The organism is Bacillus sp. AC266 (assembly GCF_979253805.1).
The window spans coordinates 14710-35297 of the sequence record NZ_CEEDEC010000010.1; the positions used below are offsets into that span (position 1 = coordinate 14710).

A 20588-nucleotide genomic window follows, 5' to 3' on the forward strand; every position below is an offset into this window, starting at 1 on the left:
ACCTTCTTTTTAATCTTTCTTCAATCTTCGTGCAACACCATTCCCTAAAGACTGTAATCCTTGAACGAGGATAATCAAAATAAAGACTGTTGCATACATTACTTCAGGTTCGTAGCGTAAATGTCCGAATCGATATGCTAAATCACCAAGGCCGCCAGCACCTACAAGTCCAGCCATTGCTGTTGCACCGATTAAGCCGATCGTTGCGATTGTTAATCCAAGTACGAGAGACGGGCGAGCTTCTTTAACCATAACGTGCCAAATGATTTTTAAAGTAGAGACTCCCATTGCTTGATATGCTTCAATGACACCGCGATCCACTTCTAATAAAGCAGTTTCCATTAAACGGGCAATGTAAGGGGCTGTGAAGACAACAAGTGGTACGATAACACCTTGCACGCCAATGGACGTTCCCATTAGAAACTTTGTAAAAGGTAAAATGAAGAATAATAGAATGATAAATGGAAGAGAACGAATGATATTAATAACTGTATTAAGAATAGGATAGATAATCTTATTTTCTCGCTGTCCACCAGGTCTCGTTAAAACAAGTGTGACGCCGAGTGGTAATGCAATAAGAATAGAGATAAGTAGTGAAATAGATGTCATTTGAAATGTTTGAATTGTTGCTTCCCATATTACGTTACCCCACTCATCCAAAAAGGACTTGTTTCCCATAATCTGTTCTACCTCCTTCTACGATGATCCCTTGTTCTTGTAAAAATGATAAGGCACGGTGTACTTCACTTTTTTCACCTTGCATATGAACGGTCAGTTTCCCATATGCCTCATGTTTTAACTGCGTAATATTGCCTGATAAAATATTCGGATATACGTGGAAACGTTTTGTAGCGATAGCTAACGCTGGTTCTCCTGAAGCGGTTCCTATAAATGAAAGTGTTACGATTTCCCCGGTGCTTTGTAGTTCTTTCTGTACATCTTCTGGAATTTTAGCTGCAAACGCGCTATTTACAAATTTCTTCGTTGTTACATGTTGTGGGTTTGTGAAAATATCTTTTACGGTTCCACTTTCGACTACCGCCCCATGTTCCATTACAGCAACTTGGTCACAAATACGCTGGATGACATTCATTTCGTGTGTAATTAGCAAAATCGTAATTCCGATTTCTTCGTTGATCTTTAATAATAAATCAAGAATAGAATCGGTCGTTTCCGGATCTAATGCGCTCGTTGCTTCATCACTTAATAAAACTTCAGGCTCATGAGATAGTGCGCGAGCGATCGCTACACGTTGTTTTTGACCACCAGATAATTCACCTGGATAGGCATCTTTTTTATTAAAGAGATCAACAATGCGTAAATACTTTTCTACCCTTTTTTCAATTTCATTTTTGGGAAGACCAGATAGACGTAAGGGTAGTGCGATATTTTCATAAACGGTAACGGTTTTAAGTAAATTGAATCCTTGAAAAATCATGCCGATCTTTTTTCTCGCCTTTGCGAGTTCTTTTGTCGATAAGGTTGTTAACTCTTGTTCATTTACAATGATATCTCCTGTCGTTGGTTTTTCTAATAAATTTACACAACGGATTAATGTACTTTTACCAGCGCCACTATATCCGATGATTCCAAATACTTCGCCCTTTTTTACTTTAAGGGAAGTTGATTTAAGAGCCTCAACATTCCCTTTTTTTGTTGTAAATACTTTGGAGACATTTTTTAATTCAATCATTATAGTCAGCTCCTACCAAGACGGTAAAACAGAACCATCGAATTTTTTCTCAATGAAATCTTTTACTTCTTTAGATTGATAAGCTTTCTTTAATTTATTAACAACAGCATCATCTTTATTTTCAGTACGAACAACGACCCAATTCACATATGGTGAATCTTTTCCTTCGCGGAAAATAGAATCTTTCGCTGGGCTTAATTTTGCACCTAATGCAAAGTTTGTATTAATTGCAGCTGCCTTTACTTCACTTAGTTGTGTTGGTAATTGAGATGCCTCTAATTCAACAATCTTTAAATTTTTCGGGTTTTCAATTACATCTTTTGCAGTCGCTTTTTCTGTAGCTTTTGGATCAACCTTTAAAACACCTGCTTTTTCAAATAGCTTTAAAGCACGAAGCTCATTTGTTGGATCATTTGGGACAGCGATTGCATCGCCCTCTTTTAATTCTTTTACATCTTTTAAGCTTTTAGAATATACACCCATAGGGAATGTTACTGTGGAAAATACTTCAGTTAATTTCATGTTGCGTTCAGCTTTAAATACGTCTAAATAAGATTTAGTTTGATAGCTATTTACATCGAGGCTTTTTTCATCTAAAGATACGTTTGGTGCTACATAATCATTAAATACCTTTACATCAATTTCGAGACCATCTTTTGCTGCCACTTCTTTTACCTTTTCAAAAATTTGTTCATGTGGTCCGCCTGTTACACCGACAGTAATCTTTTTCTCATCTAATGCTTTTACCTCTTTATCAGAATTAGCACCACACGCACCTAACAATAATACAGCTCCGCTTACAATACTTAATAATACCTTTTTCATCTATAATTCCCCCTTAATATACGTTCCAAAATAAAAAGCACCTCTCAAAAATAAGAGAGGTGCCGAATAGACGAAATAGGTTCCTCTCTTATCTTCCAAAACGAAAATCGTTCTGCAGGAATTAGCACCTTAGCTTATACGTTCTAAGCTCGGTTGCCGGGCATCATCGGGCCAGTCCCTCCGCCACTCTTGATAAGAGTATGTGTATGTAGTTTTTAAATATGGTACTAATAGTAAATCTTACAAAAAGAATTGTCAATATTATTTTCTGAATATATTTTATTTTAAGGTAATCGAAACGTTCCCTTTTTTATGTCCCTTTTCCACATACATATGAGCTTCAGCAATTTCTTCTAATCGGTAAGTTCTATCAATAACGGGCTTTAGTTTTTCCGTTTCGACTAGTTTTTTTAATAGAATCATATCCTCTTTACTTACCTTGGCCATCATTCCATTAACAGATACATATTTTCCATTGGGTGTTAATGTATTTGTACAAAGGGATTTTTTATACTTCCCAACTGCATCAAATATAATATCGTAGCATTTGCCTTGCTTAGTAAAATCTTCTTTCGTATAATCAATTACTTTATCAGCTCCTAAAGATTGCACGAGTTCAAAATTTGAATTACTACAAACAGCCGTAACGGTCGCGCCGAAATATTTAGCAAGTTGTACAGCAGCTGTTCCTACTGATCCGGAGGCACCATATATGAGCACTTGTTGCCCTTTTTTTATACGGCCCTTTCTCAGGAAATGTAATGCTGAAGTTCCACCAAAAGGAATAACTGCCGCTTCTTCATACGTCACATTGGTAGGTTTTAATGTTATTAATCCACTTTCATGTACGCATGTGTACTCGGCATAACCACCGAGGTTTAGTTCTGTTAATGCAAAAATTGGATCACCTTTTTTAAATTGAGTTACATCTGTTCCTACTTCTTCGATTTCACCGGATAACTCTACGCCGAGTACAGGTTTTCTCGGTTTTCTGAAACCTAATATGATCCGCATAGGAATCCAAAATAAGAGGGGGCTATTAAAGCCGCGTATTCTACAATCTCCAGTCGTTACACTTGTTGCGTGAATTTTAATTAATACTTCGTTCTTCTTAGGTGTAGGTTTCTCTATATTTTGAAGCTGAAGAACGTTAGGTGGTCCATACTGTGTGCAAATAATCGCCTTCATAATGACCTCCTGAAATGAGTTGTTGTTATTTACATCATATTTAAAACCTTCATTAAACATGTCGCTATATAGCGAATAAAGATTAAAAATTATATAGATTTCGTAGGAAAAGAGGTGATATTATTTTGAGAAAGGGGGCGACATTATGAAAAAAACTATTTTTATTTCAAGTTTAGTGCTTGCAATCAGTCTGGGGGTAGGGTGTAGCAATGAGAAAACAACAAAGACTGATGAACCGAAAAAAGAAGCCATGCAAAAAGAAAAGGAATTAGCAGCGAAGGATGTTTTCAAGAAAACGAACGAAGCTTTTAAAAATGAAGAAAATGTAACGATGACATATGATGTAGGGATAAAAGCTGAGGGAACAGAGATGGATATATTAAAGGCTAAGATGCAATTAGAGCCAAAGACAAAGAATTCTCGTTCTGAAATGAATATTTCTGGTACAGATGTTGTAGTGTATACAGTGGATGGTAAAGTTGCTGGTGAGGTGAAAAACCCTAATACAGGAGAAGTTATAACCGTACCAGAGGAGCAATTAAACGCTGGTGGAATGAAAGCGACTCAAGATATTATAGATAAGTTAGAAGTACCAGCAGTAGTTTTAGATAAAATGAAGATGGAGAAAAGCGGAGATAAATATAAACTGAAATTTACATTAAAAGGGCAAGAAACAGAAAGTATGTTAACTAGCATGGATGAAACGCAGAAGAAAATGCTACAAGCACAAAACGCAAAGATAGAAGAAGTGGATGCAGAATATATCATTACAAAAGATTTTAAATATGAATCAGCGAAGATAGATATGATTATGAGTAGTAATGGTAAGGATAAGGCACACATTATTACGAATGCAAAATATACATCGTACGAAAAGTTTGAGCCAATACAGCTGCCAGCAGCAAAGTAACAGTCTTGATGAGGGAGGGACCTAAAATAAAGGGTCTCTCTCTTTTTTGTTAATACCTTCTTCGTAGGAAAGTAGGTACAATATGAAGAGGAAGAACGTTAGAAGAGGAGAGTGCCATTTGAAAAAAAGAAAGATAGCAGTTGTTATTGTAGCGTATACAGTGTTGCTCGCGACATCTGTATATACATACAAAGGGCAACTGGATCATCCTATTATGAGTGATGTAGGGAAGTTGCTTCCAACGAAAATTAAACGTGTTGAAAATGCTGAGGATGAACGTTCATTAAAACAGTTAGTGCAAGATGCAAATGTTTCTGGAGAGAAGATTTCTATTGCAGGTATGCAACATAGCCAAGGCGGACAGACGTATTATCCGAACGGTACGATGCTTGATATGAAAGGATATAATGAAATATTAGAATTCGATCCGGAGAAGAAGAGGATTAGGGTGCAAAGCGGTGTCACATGGAATGACATTCAAAAGAAAATCAATCCATATGGTCTTGCAGTTCAAGTGATGCAATCTCAAAATATTTTTACTGTTGGTGGTTCATTAAGTGTAAATGTACATGGGCGTGATATTCGTCATGAAGCATTGATTGATACAGTAGAGTCGTTCAGATTGTTAATGGCAGATGGTACGGTGCGTAATGTAAATAGAGAAGAAAATGCGGACTTGTTTCCATATGTAATTGGGGGATATGGATTATTTGGTGTGATTTTAGATGTGACGCTACAGTTAACAAACGATGAATTGTATGAAACGCATACGAAAGTACTAGATTATAAAGAATACTCTTCATACTTTAAGAATAAAGTGCGAAGGGATGAGAATATACGTATGCATTTAGCACGTATTTCTGTTGCCCCAAATTCATTTTTAAAAGAAATGTATGTAACAGATTATGTACTGGCAGAAGATCAACAGAAGCTGGGAGAGTACAGCAAATTAAAAGAAGAAAATATTATAGCTGCACCGAAATTTTTACTTGGGTTATCACGTTATAGTGACTGGGGAAAGGGCGCATTTTGGGATATACAAAGAAGTTATTTTGAACGTACAGATGGTAAGTACGAAACTCGAAATAACGTAATGAGATCTGATAGTGCTTTTATGGAATACGATAATCCAAACTTGACCGAAGTTTTACAAGAGTACTTTGTACCGATAGATGGTTTTGCAGCGTATATAGATGATTTGCGAAGCGTTTTAAATGAAGAGGAATTAAACCTTCTTAACATTACAATCCGCTATGTAGAAAAGAATGAGAATGCGGTGCTATCTTATGCGAAAGATGATATGTTTGCGCTTGTGCTTCTAATTAATCAAGGGCGTTCTGAAGATGAAATAAAGAAAACAAAAGTGGTCATTCAAAAGATGATTGATGTTACGTTAAAGCATAATGGAAGTTATTATTTACCGTATTATTCTTATCCGGAAAAGGAGCAACTAAAGAAAGCGTATCCTCGCATAGAAGAATTCCTTCAGAAGAAAAAGGAAGTAGACCCAGAGGAAAGGTTTGTGAATTTATTTTATAAGGAGTATAGCAAATGACATATAGAAGATTTGTAGCCTCACAAAGCATTATTATGATGGCAGGTAGTATGGTATTTCCTTTTTATATACTATTGCTTCGAAATGTAGGAAATAGTTTCTCGCAATTTGGCTGGGCGTACGGCTTATTTGCCTTAACTTCAGCTCTAGTATATCCGTTAGTTGGAAGAATCTCTGATAGGGTAGGTGATAGAAAGTTATTAATTATATACGCATGGTCCATGGCTATATTAATGCTTTTTTTCCCTATTGCAACAGAAGTTTGGCATGTATACATTCTCCAAATTTTAATGGGTATTTTAGGTGCTGTGCAGCGTAATACGGAGAAGACATCGTTAGCACGAAAGGTAGAACAGAAAAAAGCTGGTTATGAGATTGGAAAATATCATGTGTGGACATCGGTTGGAGGAGCAGTAGCAGTTATTGCAACGGGATATTTAGTAGATTTCTTTACGATTGGCACCATTTTTTATATAGCATCTATTTTATATGCAGTGAGTGGAATTGTATTAAGTAGCAAAAAAATATAATCATACCCATTTTTACCTGATTACCCTTTATTTGTTATACTTATGGAGAAGACAAAAGAAAAGGGGACATTGCCTTTGATGAAATTTATAGTTTTAGCTATTCTCACTTTGTTTTTGATTCCATGGACTAGAAGCGGTAATAAAATTCGCGCGGTGGATAAAGGAGGAAATGAGAAAGTTGTAAAGGGTAAGAAATCATCTATTTTAGTTATTCCTGTTTTATTTTGGATAGGTATTGCAATCTATGAATATTTCTGGCTAATTGATGATCGAGCAGATTCTATTCTTACTCATTATTCTGTTGCAGTAGCGATTTTAATTGGGCTTGTTTTATTCTCACAAGAGCAGGTAGGGAAATTAGAAGGTACGTTAAAGGGACTTCTAATGTTTGTCTTACTCGCAAGTTACGGCTATTTTGGTTATTTGCACGATATAGTAATCACGCAAAAAAAATATGATTCTGTTGTGAAGATCGAGAAAGATATTTCAGAGCCATTTACTGAAAATGATCAGCCGTTTACAGTGCCGCCAAAGACAGCGGAGAATAAGATGAAAAAAGTATTTGGGGATATTCCGAAAGTAGCTTATTTTGAGCTAGGAGAATTAACGCCACAAATGGTAAATGGCGAGGCCTTATATGTAGCACCAATTGAAGTTTCAGGATTTTTTAAAGCACGTAAAGCTGAGACAATTCCAGGGTACGTAACGATGTCAGGTACGAATCCTGATGCGGAAGCGAAACTGCACCTTGGTTATAAAATGAAATATGTGCCAAGCATGTTTTTCGGTAATAAATTAGAACGTGTCGTTCGAAAAGCAGAGCCAGATTTAGTTTTTAAAGGGAAACCAAAATTTGAAGTTGATGATAAAGGGAAACCGTATTATACAATGACGTATGGTGAATTTATTTCAGGAAGATCTGGATTTGAAGTAGAAGGTGTTGTAGTAGTAGACGCACAAACAGGTGAAGTGAAAAGATACGACAAAGGAAAGGCACCTAAATTCGTTGATGGCGTATTAAATCACGAGACTGCATCTACATTAAATACGTATTTTGGTAAATATATTCACGGATTTTGGAATACAAAATTCTCACAAACGGATATGAAGATTCCGACTGAGTGGGGAACGAAAGAAGGAGTTACACCAATCTTTGGTAAGGATGGAACGTTATATTATTTTACTGATTTCACCTCTCCGAAAGAAGGAGTAGATTCTGCACTAGGCTATTCGCTTATTGATGCGCGTACAGGTAAGTTGTATTACTATAACGGAAAAGAAGTAAAGGGAATTATGGATGGTTCGGCTGCTACAGAAGTAGTGGATAATTCCTTTAAGAGAGAGAAATGGCATGGAACAATGCCGGTTATTTATAACGTATATGGTAAACCTTCTTGGATTGTACCGGTTATTGATGACGGCGGATTAGTACGTGCTCATACTGTCATATATGCTTCTAATGCAAAAGTGTTTGCAACAGGTTCAACGCAAAAAGAAGCACTTGAGAATTATAAAAATGCGCTGAGCGGAAGTGGTGATTCATTTAGACCGACTTCAAATGGGAAAGAAGCGCAAAAAGAAGGTACTGTACAACGTGTGTATAAAGAAAAATCAGGTGAAAATACGATTGTGTACGTACTATTAGAAAACGAGCAAAAAGTATTCATGGTACCGGCGAAGAAATTCCCATATGCAATGTTTACAGAAGTAGGAGATCCAATTCAAATCACATATTTAGACACAGGAGAAATGATGGCATCTGTATCTAAATTTACAAATAGTAATTTGAAAAAGTAAAGCGATAGAGATTCTATCGCTTTTTTTACATTATTAAACAGGAAAATACGGTATACTTGACGTATATTCATGTTGTAACTATAATTGTTACGATTAAGTGTTTATATGAAAGGGTGAATGGAAAAAGTGAATGGAGTTAATCACGAAATATATAAACCTGTAAAGACAAACAGGTTATGGATGATTCTTGTATTAGGGACACTTACGGCAATTGGGCCATTATCTATTGATATGTATTTGCCTTCTTTACCAAAGTTAACGGATGATTTACAAACGGGTGCATCCCTCGCGCAGCTTACATTAACTGCTTGTCTGCTTGGGCTTTCAGTAGGGCAGTTATTTATTGGTTCAATTAGTGACATTTACGGAAGACGCAAACCTCTTATTATCGCTCTTATTATTTATGTTGCTTCTTCTTTACTTTGTGCTATTGCACCATCTATTTGGAGTTTAGTGCTTTTACGTTTCTTACAAGGTGCTTCAGGATCTGCTGGTATCGTTATATCACGTGCAATGGTACGTGATATGTATTCAGGTTCTGAAATGACGAAGTTTTTCTCATTACTTATGTTAGTAAACGGAGCAGCGCCTATTTTGGCACCGATTATTGGAGGGCAATTATTACAGTTCACATCATGGCGCGGCGTTTTTATCGTTCTTGGAGCAATTAGTGTATTCATGCTAATATCAGCTACTTTCGTATTACGTGAAACATTACCTCCTGAAGAAAGAGAGACAGGTGGATTATCAGGAACGCTTGCAACATACGGAAAGCTTCTGAAAGATCGTTTATTTATGGGGTATGCATTGTCGCAAGGATTAGTAACAGCTGCAATGTTTGCTTATATTTCTGGTTCACCGTTCGTGTTGCAAAATATATACGGGGCATCACCACAACAGTTTAGTTTGTTCTTTGCGATTAACGGTATTGGTATTATTATTGCTAGCCAAGTTACTGGCCGCTTAGCAGGGAAAGTTAATGAGAAAACTTTATTTGTTGCTGGTATTATTATTGCGGCTGTTGGCGGTCTATCATTACTACTTACAATCGTATTAGGAATAGGGCTAATCGGTGTTTTATGCTCGCTATTTCTTGTTGTATCAAGTGTTGGGGTTGTATCAACAACTGGCTTCTCGTTAGCGATGAGAAATCAAAAACAAGCAGCAGGAACAGCATCAGCTTTACTAGGTTTATTACAGTTCATTTCAGGAGCACTTGTTGCACCGCTAGTAGGTATTGGTGGAAGCAATACAGCACTTCCTATGGGGGTTGTTATAGCTCTTTGTGAAATTGGTGCTGTGTTATGTTATCTATTTATGGCCAGAAGAAGTGAGAAGCAGTTTGAACTGCAACAAAGACAAAATTTAGAGGCTTAATTTATAAAAAAGAGCTGATTCAAACATGTGTTGAATCAGCTCTTTTTTCATTTCTTTGAAATAACTTATACAGTGTTGTAAGGTGATGCAAAAGTTATTTGCATAAAGTGACGATACTGTGACAAAAATGTTGGTGTGTATATTAAGATCTCGTCTTAAGTGTAAAAAGTAGGGTGTTCTCGGTATAATAACAAGTGGAGATAAAAGAAACTATAATGAGTAATAGCTGTAGATAAAAGGAGAATAAGAGATGAAGAAGGTTTTCGGTATTGCTATGCTTGGGGGTATGCTCCTTCTAGCGGGATGTGATGGAAATAAAGACACGAAAGAACCGAAAGAAAAGGTAGAGCAATCTACTGAGCAAACAGAAGATATGAAAGTATATAACGAGGTACATGAAAAGTATGATGTGAAGATGAACAAAGAAATTAATAAAGCGTTACAGTTATGGGAAGTGGCAAAAGAAAAGGGCGGTAAGGAAATAACTAGTGCTAAATATAAAGAAGACGTGCGAACGGTAACAACGGGCATGTTAGAAGATATTGATCATATGCGTAAAGAAATTCGTGTGCCGAAGTCGAAAGAGGATGAACATGAACTATATGTTGGTTTCTTAAATGAAGCAGAACAAGCGATGAAAAAATTACAGAAGTTAGCTAAAGAAGAAGATTCATCGTTGATTCGTGATATAGAAGTTAATTTTTCAACAGCATCGACATACTATAAACGTTTTCAAACAGAGGCGAAAAAATAACCTTGCGCATGCGCAAGGTTATTTTTTCTTTTTAACATCTCCGTCTTCATCCTCGGATACTAATACCTTCTGTTCTTCGTGAAATTCTGAAATTGTTTGGCCAGTAATATTATCGAATGGAGTGTAAAAAGAAGTGATGCTTTTCTTTTTAATGAAGAGTTTATAGAAGCCAATGATGAAGAGTATGACGATTGTTAATGGCAATCCTATAGTAGCCAGAAGTAGTGGATCCATCTTATAACTCCTTTAATACAATTTCTTTTTATTATAAGCGAAAGATTGTAATTTCAATAACTAATATAATAGAAAACTGATTTTTCTAAATATATCCAATTTGATTGACTTTTCATTTTTTCAGAATTATAATTCGAAATATACAATTTGAACCAAATAATAATATAGCAATTTACTTATCCAGAGAGGTAGAGGGACTGGCCCTATGACACCTCAGCAGCGGGTTCTGTAACAGGAACACCGTGCTAATTCCAGCAAGCAAGTCTTGAAAGATAAGTGATGGGCCTTCGTTTATTAAGCCTTGATCTTATTTTTTAAGATCAAGGCTTTTTGTGTTTTAAGAAGTAGAGAAGGAGTAATGGCAACAAATATGTCAATAAAACAAAGTAAATTCATTTGTTTAGGGGGTTATTGAAGTGTATGTTATTAAAAAACTATCGGTTATGGTATTCACGCTATGGGTCATTACGACAGTAACATTTTTAATTATGCATATTATTCCAGGTGATCCGTTTTCATCAGATGCGAAAATCTTTCCTGAAGAAGTAATACAAAACATGAGAGCGAAGTATCACCTTGATGAACCGTTATGGAATCAGTATGTTGCTTATTTGGATGGGGTAGTTCATTTTGATTTTGGCGAATCTGTTCAATCGACAGGTCAAGGTGTATCGGAAATTATAACAACTGGTTTTGGACCATCGGCAATTATTGGTTTACAAGCACTTGTTATTTCATTGTTAGTCGGAATTGCCGCAGGTACATTTGCCGCGCTATATCATGGGAAAGTGATTGATTATAGTGTGAGCTTGCTTGCGATTCTCGGTATTTCTATTCCTAGTTTTATTTTAGCACCACTATTTATACAAGTATTCGCCATACAATTTGAATTACTACCAGTGGCGTCTTGGGGAACATTTGAGCATACTGTATTACCCTCCTTCGCATTAGCGTTAGGACCAATCGCAGTTATTACAAGATTTGTTCGCTCTAATATGATTGAAGTGTTGCAGAGTGATTATATTAAGCTAGCGAGAGCGAAAGGTATACCAATTAAGAAAATCATTATAAGACATGCTCTTCGAAATGCGATTGTTCCGGTACTTACATTTGTTGGCCCATTAATGGCTGGACTTTTAACAGGGACTTTCGTTATTGAAAAAATCTTTTCAATTCCTGGTTTAGGAAAATATTTTGTAGACAGTATTTTCAACCGAGATTATCCGGTGATTATGGGAACAACCATTTTCTATAGTGCGCTATTAATTGTATGTATTTTTATTACAGATATCATTCATCGTATTGTTGATCCGCGCATTCGTTCTATTACGTAAGGAGGGTGATGTTTAAATGGGGGCTTATGAAATTAATGACCAGTTATTAACGAATGAAGAGAAAAAAGAATTAACGATAAATAAAGATCAGCAAACGATTAGCCGGAAAAAGGAAGTGTTTCGCAAGTTTATATCAAACCCTATAGCAGTTTTAGGGGCAGTGACGTTATTACTAATTATTGTTTTCTCGCTTATTGGCGAAAGTTTAACACCATTTACTGCGAGTGAACAAGTAAAAGAAGCAACTAATTTACCGCCTAGTAGTGAGCATTGGTTCGGAACAGACGATTTAGGGAGAGATATTTGGGCGCGTACTTGGGCTGGTGGGAAAATTTCATTAACAGTTGGATTGGTAGCAGCAGCTCTTGATATAGGGCTTGGTGTACTTATCGGTGGCTTTAGTGGATATGTGAGAGGACGTAATCGTCTTGGAACGTTAATTGATGAGTGGATTATAAGAGGGATTGAAGTGTTATACGGTATCCCATATTTACTGATTGTTATTTTACTATTAATCATTATGAAACCAGGACTTTTTACAATTATTATAGCTCTTGCGTTAACGGGATGGATTGGCATGGCACGTCTCATTCGGGCGCAAGTACTTTCATTGAAACAAAGAGAATTTGTTATTGCAGCAGAGCGATTAGGTACATCTCATATGAAAATTATATATGGGCATTTAATTCCAAACTTAACGGGGATTATTATCGTCAATTTATCATTTACAATTCCAGCAGCTATTTTCTCAGAATCATTTTTAAGTTTTATCGGACTTGGAGTACAATCACCAGCAGCGAGCTGGGGCACGATGACAAACGATGCACTCGGGACATTACTAAGCGGAGAGTGGTGGCAACTTTTCTTCCCGGCAATCATGATTGCATTCATCATGTTCGCATTTAATGCGATTGGTGATGGTTTGCAAGATGCGATTGATCCGAAAATCGTAAAACGTAATCGAAAGGAGAAAAAACATGGCACAAATCTTATCTTTAGAAAACGTAACGTTGGCCGTTGAAAAAGAGAATAGTAAGCGAGCAATTGTGAAGCATGTTTCCTTTTCTATTAACGAAGGTGAAATAGTTGCACTTGTCGGAGAAAGTGGTTCAGGGAAAAGTGTTACAGCACAATCAATTATCGGCTTAAATCAAGAATCGATTCATATTGATGATGGAAATATATCTTTCCAATCAAAGGAATTAACGGATTTACAAGAATCAGAATGGAATCAAATTCGCGGGAAAGATATTTCCTTTATCTTTCAAGACCCGCTTTCATCTTTAAATCCGACGATGAAGGTTGGAAGACAAATTACAGAAGTAATTGCGCAGCATGAAAAGAAATCGAAAAAAGAGGCAAAAGAAATTGCAATTAACTTACTAAATGATTTAGGGATACATGAAGCAGAGAAACGCTTTGAACAATACCCGTATCAGTTGAGCGGAGGTATGAGGCAGCGTATTTGTTTAGCAATTGCATTTGCTTGTCACCCGAAGCTCGTTATTGCAGATGAACCTACAACAGCATTAGATGTAACGATTCAAAAGCAAATTATGGAGTTGTTAAAAGAAAGAAAGGAAAAACAAAATACGAGTATTTTATTAATTACACATGATTTGGCACTTGTACGTGAAGTAGCTGACCGAGTAGTAGTTATGTACGGGGGACGTGTTGTTGAAAAAGGAACGATACAAGAAGTAATTGACTCACCTAAGCACCCTTACACAAAAAGTTTATTGCAAGCAATTCCGAATATGGATGATTCAGAAAAGGTACTTAGAGCAATTGAGGGAACAACACCTTCAATTGAAACGTTAAATAGTTTTGGATGCCCGTTTGTGAATCGTTGTCCTGTAGCGATAAAAGAATGTATTCATCGATTCCCAGAGAGAACAACATATTCTGAGGAGCATAGTTCACATTGCTGGCAGCATATTCTGGAGCATAATAAAGCGAAATCAAAAGAGAGGGTGAATGCCTCATGACGACAGATTTAATTACTGTAAAGCAAGTAACGAAAACGTATGGAAGTAAAAATAAAGAAATCGCAGCGTTAAAAGGTATATCACTTTCTATCCCAAAAGGAACAACGCTTGGCATTATTGGAGAAAGTGGTTCTGGAAAGACAACACTTGGTAAGCTCATAGCTGGGATCGAGCGTCCAACGTCTGGTGAAATTGATTATAACGGTCAAGTTGTTCACAAGCTGAAGTCAGCTCATAAGCGGGATTTCTTGCAGAAAGTACAGTTCATTTTTCAAGATTCCACAGCTGCATTAAATCCGCGCTGGAAAGTACGCGATATTGTAACAGAAGGCTATATTTCATTCGGTTTAGGCGATAAAGGATTGAAAGATAAAGTCGCAGGTGATGCACTAGAGCGTGTTGGATTAGATAGACGATATATTGATCGCTATCCACACGAATTTAGCGGAGGACAACGTCAACGTATTGCCATTGCAAGAGCGCTATTATGTGAGCCAGAAGTATTAATCCTTGATGAACCAATTTCAGCATTAGATGTTTCACTGCAAATCCAAATTGTACATTTACTGCAAAAGATTCAAAAGGAACAAGGCTATACATATTTATTTATCGCGCATGATTTACCGATGGTTCACTATTTATGTGAAAAAGTGGCTGTCTTATACAAAGGAGAACTTGTTGAATTTGGATATACGGACGAAGTATTCCGTAATCCACAACATTCTTATACAAAAACATTATTAGCATCAACACCAAAAATTTCAGGTTAAAGGAGAATGTAGGATGAAGAAGTTTTTATTATTTGTCATTATGACTGTTTTAGCAATAACTTCTGTCGCTTGTGGTAAGAAAGAGACGCAAAAGGCGAGTGCTGGTAAGGGAGAAGGGGATCGATTAGTAACGAATATTAGCAGTGATCCGTATACCCTTGATTCTGCTATTGCGACAGATAGCACGTCAGGTTATGTAATTGGACAGTTGTTTTCAAGTTTATATACGCAAGATAGTGATGGGAAATATCAAAATGAATTGGCAGAGAAAGAAGAAGTAAATGCGGATGGAACTGAATATACAATTCATTTAAAGAAAGATATTAAATGGTCAGATGGCTCTTCTATTACAGCAAATGATTTTGAGTTCGCATGGAAGCGATTATTAAACCCGAAAACAGGTTCTATGAATGCGACAGAAATGTACTTTATTAAAGGAGCAGAGGCATATAATACTGGAAAAGGTGAAGAAGGACAAGTTGGTATTCAAGTCGTTGATCCTCAAACATTAAAGGTAACACTCGAGCACCCAGTTGCTTCTATTAAACAAAAATTAGCAAGTTCATTATTTATTCCATTATCTAAAAAATCAATTGATGATAATAATAAATTAAAAACAGATCCAAAAGAGTTAATTACGAACGGACCATTCACGTTAAAAGAATGGAAGCATAACCAAGCAATTACAGTACAAAAAAATAAAGAATACTATGATAAAAAGGTAACATTAAAAGAAATTGAGTTTCGTATTATTCCAGACTCTAAAACAGCGTATCAATTATTTAAATCAAAAGAATTAGATTTACTAAGTGGTTTACCACAAGAGATGATTGAGAAAGAAAAAGAAAATAAAGAATATAAACGTGTTGCAGGATTTTCATCTTATATTTATTCGTTTAACGTAGAAAAAGAGCCGTTTACAAATGCAAAAGTACGTAAGGCATTTTCATTAGCGGTTGATCGTAAGTTTATCGTTGAAAAACTGTATAAAAATAATGCACAAGAAGCATATGCTTTTGTTCCAGAAGGGGCAAAAACACAAGGTGGTCGTGATTTCCGTAAAGAAAAAGGCGATTACGTAAAATTTGATTCAGCAGAAGCGAAAAAATTATTAGAAGAGGGCATGAAAGAGCAAGGTTGGTCTACATTACCTGAAGTAACATTAAAATTCACTACAGATACACAACATAAAAAAGTAGCAGAAGCAATGCAAGAAATGTTTAAGAAAAATCTTGGTGTAGATATTAAATTAGAAAATAAAGAGTGGAAGAGTTACATTGACACATATAAGCAAAGTGATTTCCAATTAGCTTATATGGGATGGGGCGGCTCTCTATTGGATCCGATTACTAAACTAGATTTATATGCAGGTGATGGTCCAAACAACTATGCAAAATGGCATAATAAAGAATTTGATGCTTTAGTAAAAGAGGCAAAAGTTGAACAAAACGAAGATAAGCGTTTTGACTTATTGCATAAAGCAGAAGACATTATGTTTGATGAAACACCATTAATCCCAATTATTTTCCCAAGCTCTTCATATTTACAAAAATCATCAGTATCTGGCGTCCAATTCATTATCGGTTCTAGTCCAGAACTAAGATACGTAAAAATTAAAAAATAAAGAAGTAGGCAACCGCCTACTTCTTTATTTTATTTCTCTTTTATATTCTTTTTTCGTTCCATCAGAGAAGACAACTTCTAAATCGAATTTTTGGTAGTCTTTATCAAGTTTGAATACATTGACTACTTGATCAATTACTTCTTGATCTGGTGTGTTTTTATCGAATTTTAATTCTTGTAGAAGAGGGCTTAATTTTGTAATAGCCTCGTCGCCTGTGAACTTTACATCTGTTTTATGGTCTTCAATCTTTGCTTCCATTTTCTTGTCCGCTGCTACATTTTTATAATCAGCTTCGTAGTCTTTCTTCGTATCTTGATAGTCTGCCTTTAAATCAAATTCATTAAAGTTTAGTTTTAAATCTGCAGGAGCCTCATTTTTTGCTTCTTCAGTCGTTTTCTTATTAGAAGTTGTATCTTCTTTTGCAGGAGCTTTACATCCTGTTAATGCAGGTACTAGCATAAGAGCTAATAAAATTGATAGTAAAATTCTCATTATAAATTCCTCCTTATGTAACTTCTTTCTATACAAGTTTTTCCTAATTTTGTGTAATTATGTATGTGTTGAAAATAAATTATTTACTTATAGCTTTAAGAATTAATCCGCAATTTAAATCAAAAATGATTTGTATGTATATGGTAAATTGAAGTTGTAAGGAGGTACTGAAATGCATGAAGAATATAAAGAGATGATAAAAAAAGCAATCGAATATATAGAGAATCATTTACATGAAGAGCTTACAACAGAAAGAGTGGCATTTCACGGGGCAGTATCGATGTACCATTTTCATCGTATTTTTCAAAGTTATATTGGGATGAGTGTAACGGATTATGTTCGTAAGAGAAGATTAACTCATGCTGCACAGGCTTTAGTATCGACTGAAAGAGCAGTCATTGATATTGCAGTGCAAAATGGCTTTTCCTCACAAGAGGCATTTACTAGAGCTTTTAAAAGAATGTTTCAATTACCACCAAAAAAATATCGGAAATATTTCCAGTCATTTTATATAGAAAGAGAGGGCGTTTTAATGGAAAAAGGTATACCGAAAGGATGGGTATTAAGTGGAAGTCATCCTGCTGAATATGAGATGGGTTTAGATTACGAAGTTGTTCATCAAGGAAAAGTATCTGCATATATAAAAGGAAAAGAGAACGTTACACACGGAGGGTTTTCAACATTAATGCAAATGTTCCGAGCGGATAAATATGTAGGTAAGAGGTTGCGTTTAACAGCATTTATTAAGAGTGAAAATGTAAAAGACTGGGCAGGATTGTGGATGCGAGTAGACGGAAAAGATACAGAGCCTATTGCTATGGATAACATGCAAAATCGTCCAATTAAAAATACGAATAACTGGCAATCATACTCGGTTGTACTAGATATAAAAGAAGAAGCACTTGGTATTGCATTTGGTGTTTTATTATCAGGAGAAGGCTGTATCTGGCTAGATAGTATTCGTTTTGATGAAGTGGATGAAAAAATTCCTTCAACAGATTTGGCAGAAAACTTTTATGAAACACTCCTAGAAGAGCCGGTGAATCTGCAATTTGAAGAAATAGAAAATTAAAAAGTAAGGAGAAAAGATATGCTCAAATATGTGAAATTGATAAGTATTAGTTTAGTAGTATCATCGTGTATTATGGGAATCAACTATTTAATTAGTTATCTTTGGTCAGGGCATATACCTTCTTTGACGTGGAGAACATATTTGATATTTATGGTTATATTTATGATGAGTTTTGGTTCAATACAAAAAGAGAGCTATGAAGAGAGTTGATAATCGTCCTTTTAGTCTTCTTAGTATTAATACATATGTATTTATCACTGCATTGGAAAAACAGGTTTGCCGTTCGGGATTATTTCCCGCAACATATGCAGCGAATGGCTATTACACAATAATATTTGGCGGAGTTAATTTAGTGGAAAATATTATTTCATTATTACTTATTATACTAGTTACACAATTGGTAGCGGGAATCACTATAGGTATAAAAGTGATAGTAAAGAGGGGAAGTTCTGTAGTTAAAGAAGCATAAAGTAAAAAAGTATCCTTCGTGGGATACCTTTTTTACTAGTGTTTATTATTTTGCAACTTCTGTCCACTTGTAGTTAAATTCACCGCCGAAGTCAGTTGTTACAAGTCCTTTAATGAAAGAGCGTTGTAAGTAAGAGCGACCTTGTTGGTATAAAGGAGCGACAGCACCATCTTGTAATAAGATTTTTTCAGCTTGCTTCATTGCTTCCCAGCGACCTTTTTCATCACCAGCTAAATCAGTTTTTACTTTACGAATAAGCTCGTCGTACTCTTTGTTAGAGTATTTATCGAAGTTATAAGCACTATCTGTTGTGAATAGATCTAAGAATGTAATAGGATCCGCGAAGTCAGGGCCCCAGCCATCGATTCCAATTTCGTAATCACCACTTAATAGTAGTTTTAACTGTTGTTTACGTGGTTGAGGTTTTAAATTCACTGTTAATCCATCTAGATTCTTTTCTAATTCACCTTTTAAATATTCGCCAGTTTTCTTAGCTAAAGCATTATCGCTTGTTAATAGTTCAATTGTTACTTTGTCAGTACCAAGTTCTTGTTTCGCTTTTTTCCAGTTTTCTTTTGCAGATTTCACATCATCTTTGACTAGATTTCCATTCTCTTTACGGAAGTCATTACCGTCTGGACTTTTTGCGAATTTCGCAGGAACCATTCCTTCTGCTGGGATTGCACCGTTATTTAAAATTGTTTCTACGTACGCTTTTTTATTCATTGCTTCGTTAATAGCGAGGCGTGCATGTTGATTTTTTAATACTGCATTTTTCTGATTTAGTCGTAAGAATTGGATACCGACTTCAGCGCGTTCCTTGAAGTTGGAATCGTTCTTATACTTATCAACAAACTCCGCAGTTAAAGCAACACGATCAATTTGTCCTGAATCATATAAGTTAACTTCTGTAGATTTATCTTTAACGACATTGAAGTTGATTTCTTCTAGTTTTACAGTTTTAGCATCCCAATAGTTAGGGTTCTTCTTCAATTGGAAGCTTTGTTCATGTTTCCAGTTATCTAATGTGAAAGCACCATTGTAAATTAAATGATTTGTTTCTAAAGCGTATTTATCGCCTTGAGATTTTAAATACTCTTCATTGATTGGTAAGAATGTTGCAAATGTCGTTAAGCTTAAGAAGTAGGGAACAGGGCGGTCTAGTTGTACTTCTAAAGTTTTATCGTCAAGAGCTTTAACGCCTAATTGATCGATTGCTACTTCTTTTTGGTTTATTTGTTTCGCATTTTTTATATCAAAGAATAAGAATGCATATTCAGCAGCTGTTTCAGGGTTAACGGCACGTTGCCAAGCGAAAATAAAATCTTTTGCTGTAACAGGAGTACCGTTTGACCATTTTGAATCACGAAGATGGAAAGTATACTTTGTTTTATCCGGACTAATGTCAACCGATTCAGCAACACCAGGGATCGGTTTATTATCTTCTCCTATAGCATATAAACCTTCAAAAACATTTCTCATTACATTCATGGATTCCCCATCCGTCGCTTTTGCAACATCCATTGTTGGAATTTCTGAAGCAAATGATAAGTTAATCGCTTGTTTATCAGGTGCTTTATCGTTCGCTTTTGCTCCGCCTGCATTATCTTTATTTCCCCCGCAAGCAGTTAGTAGTAGACTTGCCCCTAAAACAGATGCAACAACAGGTACAACTTTTTTCTTCATTGTTCTTTCCTCCCTAAATGTGTTGTTCGTAACGTCATAATGTCCATGTCTTGAAGTGTAGCTATAGAAGGAGAGAAAACCTATTATAAATATGTGTATATAGGTAATCAGGTATTCTATATGTATATACATGTTGAACTATAATCTATCGTTATATGTTTCAACTTAGTAGACATTACATTTTGATGGTAAAATATTTTGTTTCTTTGATTATTTAGAATATTAACACTGGAAAGAACTATATGTCAATAATAAAAAGTGGAGTGTTAATTTCTTGGAATAATATATTG

General features: G+C 35.7%; 21 protein-coding genes and 2 riboswitches. Of the genes, 14 read left to right on the forward strand and 7 right to left on the reverse strand.

From position 1 onward, the window contains the following. Nucleotides 1-9: 9 nt before the first annotated feature. From AC0IXC_RS26930 to AC0IXC_RS26945, 4 genes are all read right to left on the reverse strand, one after another. Nucleotides 10-678 carry a methionine ABC transporter permease gene (locus AC0IXC_RS26930; RefSeq protein ID WP_002124718.1) on the reverse strand — a complete coding sequence of 223 codons (669 nt, stop codon included), beginning with the start codon at nt 676-678 and terminating at the stop codon, nt 10-12. Further along, entirely contained in the window at nt 653-1693 is a 1041-nt protein-coding gene (locus AC0IXC_RS26935; RefSeq protein ID WP_471653592.1) for a methionine ABC transporter ATP-binding protein, read from the reverse strand. Before AC0IXC_RS26935 ends, AC0IXC_RS26930 begins: the two co-directional genes overlap by 26 nt. A gap of 12 nt (nt 1694-1705) precedes the next feature. Continuing rightward, nucleotides 1706-2518 carry a MetQ/NlpA family ABC transporter substrate-binding protein gene (locus AC0IXC_RS26940; RefSeq protein ID WP_000756967.1) on the reverse strand — a complete coding sequence of 271 codons (813 nt, stop codon included), beginning with the start codon at nt 2516-2518 and terminating at the stop codon, nt 1706-1708. Between the two features lie 85 nt (nt 2519-2603). Then, nucleotides 2604-2717: riboswitch (SAM riboswitch) on the reverse strand. An 80-nt stretch (nt 2718-2797) separates the two neighbouring features. After that, nucleotides 2798-3706, reverse strand: a complete 909-nt coding sequence (locus AC0IXC_RS26945) for an NAD(P)-dependent alcohol dehydrogenase (protein ID WP_002167148.1) — start codon at nt 3704-3706, stop codon at nt 2798-2800. A 145-nt stretch (nt 3707-3851) separates the two neighbouring features. Between AC0IXC_RS26945 and AC0IXC_RS26950 the strand changes: the two genes are divergently transcribed. The 6 genes from AC0IXC_RS26950 (at nt 3852) to AC0IXC_RS26975 (ending at nt 10629) form a co-directional block, all read left to right on the forward strand. Next, complete coding sequence (locus AC0IXC_RS26950; protein WP_002191718.1) at nt 3852-4616, forward strand: DUF6612 family protein; 765 nt, start codon at nt 3852-3854, stop codon at nt 4614-4616. A gap of 118 nt (nt 4617-4734) precedes the next feature. After that, a complete protein-coding gene (locus AC0IXC_RS26955) occupies nt 4735-6171 on the forward strand; it encodes an FAD-binding oxidoreductase (protein ID WP_002140126.1) in 1437 nt (478 codons plus the stop codon). Then, the gene (locus tag AC0IXC_RS26960) at nt 6168-6701 is read left to right on the forward strand and encodes an MFS transporter (protein WP_012260185.1); all 534 of its coding nucleotides are present in this window, start codon (nt 6168-6170) and stop codon (nt 6699-6701) included. Before AC0IXC_RS26955 ends, AC0IXC_RS26960 begins: the two co-directional genes overlap by 4 nt. A gap of 78 nt (nt 6702-6779) precedes the next feature. Further along, nucleotides 6780-8498: a DUF3981 domain-containing protein gene (locus AC0IXC_RS26965; RefSeq protein WP_033709756.1), complete on the forward strand. Its 1719-nt coding sequence runs from the start codon at nt 6780-6782 to the stop codon at nt 8496-8498. A gap of 117 nt (nt 8499-8615) precedes the next feature. Next, on the forward strand, nt 8616-9875 hold the full coding sequence (locus AC0IXC_RS26970; RefSeq protein ID WP_215590565.1) for a multidrug effflux MFS transporter: 1260 nt from the start codon (nt 8616-8618) through the stop codon (nt 9873-9875). A gap of 250 nt (nt 9876-10125) precedes the next feature. Beyond that, complete coding sequence (locus tag AC0IXC_RS26975) at nt 10126-10629, forward strand: hypothetical protein (protein WP_215590566.1); 504 nt, start codon at nt 10126-10128, stop codon at nt 10627-10629. 18 nt (nt 10630-10647) lie between these two features. Here the strand turns inward: AC0IXC_RS26975 and AC0IXC_RS26980 are convergent, their stop codons facing one another. Then, a complete protein-coding gene (locus AC0IXC_RS26980; RefSeq protein ID WP_215590567.1) occupies nt 10648-10863 on the reverse strand; it encodes a DUF3951 domain-containing protein in 216 nt (71 codons plus the stop codon). Nucleotides 10864-11036: 173 nt separating this feature from the next. Beyond that, nucleotides 11037-11142, forward strand: a riboswitch (SAM riboswitch). Nucleotides 11143-11279: 137 nt separating this feature from the next. Here AC0IXC_RS26980 and AC0IXC_RS26985 point away from each other — a divergent pair. Genes AC0IXC_RS26985 through AC0IXC_RS27005 form a run of 5 tightly spaced genes read left to right on the forward strand, consistent with a single transcriptional unit; the run spans nt 11280 to nt 16579 of the window. After that, entirely contained in the window at nt 11280-12197 is a 918-nt protein-coding gene (locus AC0IXC_RS26985) for an ABC transporter permease (protein ID WP_002140132.1), read from the forward strand. A 16-nt stretch (nt 12198-12213) separates the two neighbouring features. Continuing rightward, on the forward strand, nt 12214-13218 hold the full coding sequence (locus AC0IXC_RS26990; RefSeq protein ID WP_002029386.1) for an ABC transporter permease: 1005 nt from the start codon (nt 12214-12216) through the stop codon (nt 13216-13218). Next, on the forward strand, nt 13175-14185 hold the full coding sequence (locus tag AC0IXC_RS26995) for an ABC transporter ATP-binding protein (RefSeq protein WP_471653593.1): 1011 nt from the start codon (nt 13175-13177) through the stop codon (nt 14183-14185). Before AC0IXC_RS26990 ends, AC0IXC_RS26995 begins: the two co-directional genes overlap by 44 nt. Beyond that, a complete protein-coding gene (locus AC0IXC_RS27000; protein ID WP_002091442.1) occupies nt 14182-14955 on the forward strand; it encodes an ABC transporter ATP-binding protein in 774 nt (257 codons plus the stop codon). The genes AC0IXC_RS26995 and AC0IXC_RS27000 overlap by 4 nt, the downstream gene beginning before the upstream one ends. Before the next feature lie 13 nt (nt 14956-14968). Continuing rightward, nucleotides 14969-16579, forward strand: coding sequence for a peptide ABC transporter substrate-binding protein (locus tag AC0IXC_RS27005; RefSeq protein WP_088038171.1), 1611 nt, complete (start codon nt 14969-14971; stop codon nt 16577-16579). A 24-nt stretch (nt 16580-16603) separates the two neighbouring features. Here the strand turns inward: AC0IXC_RS27005 and AC0IXC_RS27010 are convergent, their stop codons facing one another. Continuing rightward, a complete protein-coding gene (locus tag AC0IXC_RS27010) occupies nt 16604-17071 on the reverse strand; it encodes a YusW family protein (RefSeq protein WP_001221531.1) in 468 nt (155 codons plus the stop codon). 172 nt (nt 17072-17243) lie between these two features. Here AC0IXC_RS27010 and AC0IXC_RS27015 point away from each other — a divergent pair, with 172 nt between their 5' ends. From AC0IXC_RS27015 to AC0IXC_RS27025, 3 genes are read left to right on the forward strand one after another with little or no spacing between them, the layout of a single operon-like run. Continuing rightward, the gene (locus tag AC0IXC_RS27015; RefSeq protein ID WP_215590571.1) at nt 17244-18143 is read left to right on the forward strand and encodes a helix-turn-helix domain-containing protein; all 900 of its coding nucleotides are present in this window, start codon (nt 17244-17246) and stop codon (nt 18141-18143) included. Between the two features lie 18 nt (nt 18144-18161). Then, nucleotides 18162-18353, forward strand: a complete 192-nt coding sequence (locus tag AC0IXC_RS27020; RefSeq protein ID WP_002124741.1) for a hypothetical protein — start codon at nt 18162-18164, stop codon at nt 18351-18353. After that, nucleotides 18340-18612, forward strand: a complete 273-nt coding sequence (locus tag AC0IXC_RS27025; RefSeq protein ID WP_193653049.1) for a hypothetical protein — start codon at nt 18340-18342, stop codon at nt 18610-18612. The genes AC0IXC_RS27020 and AC0IXC_RS27025 overlap by 14 nt, the downstream gene beginning before the upstream one ends. Nucleotides 18613-18657: 45 nt before the next feature. On the opposite strand, the gene AC0IXC_RS27030 is transcribed toward AC0IXC_RS27025, so the two are convergent. Further along, complete coding sequence (locus AC0IXC_RS27030) at nt 18658-20298, reverse strand: peptide ABC transporter substrate-binding protein (RefSeq protein WP_471653594.1); 1641 nt, start codon at nt 20296-20298, stop codon at nt 18658-18660. Nucleotides 20299-20588 lie beyond the last annotated feature (290 nt).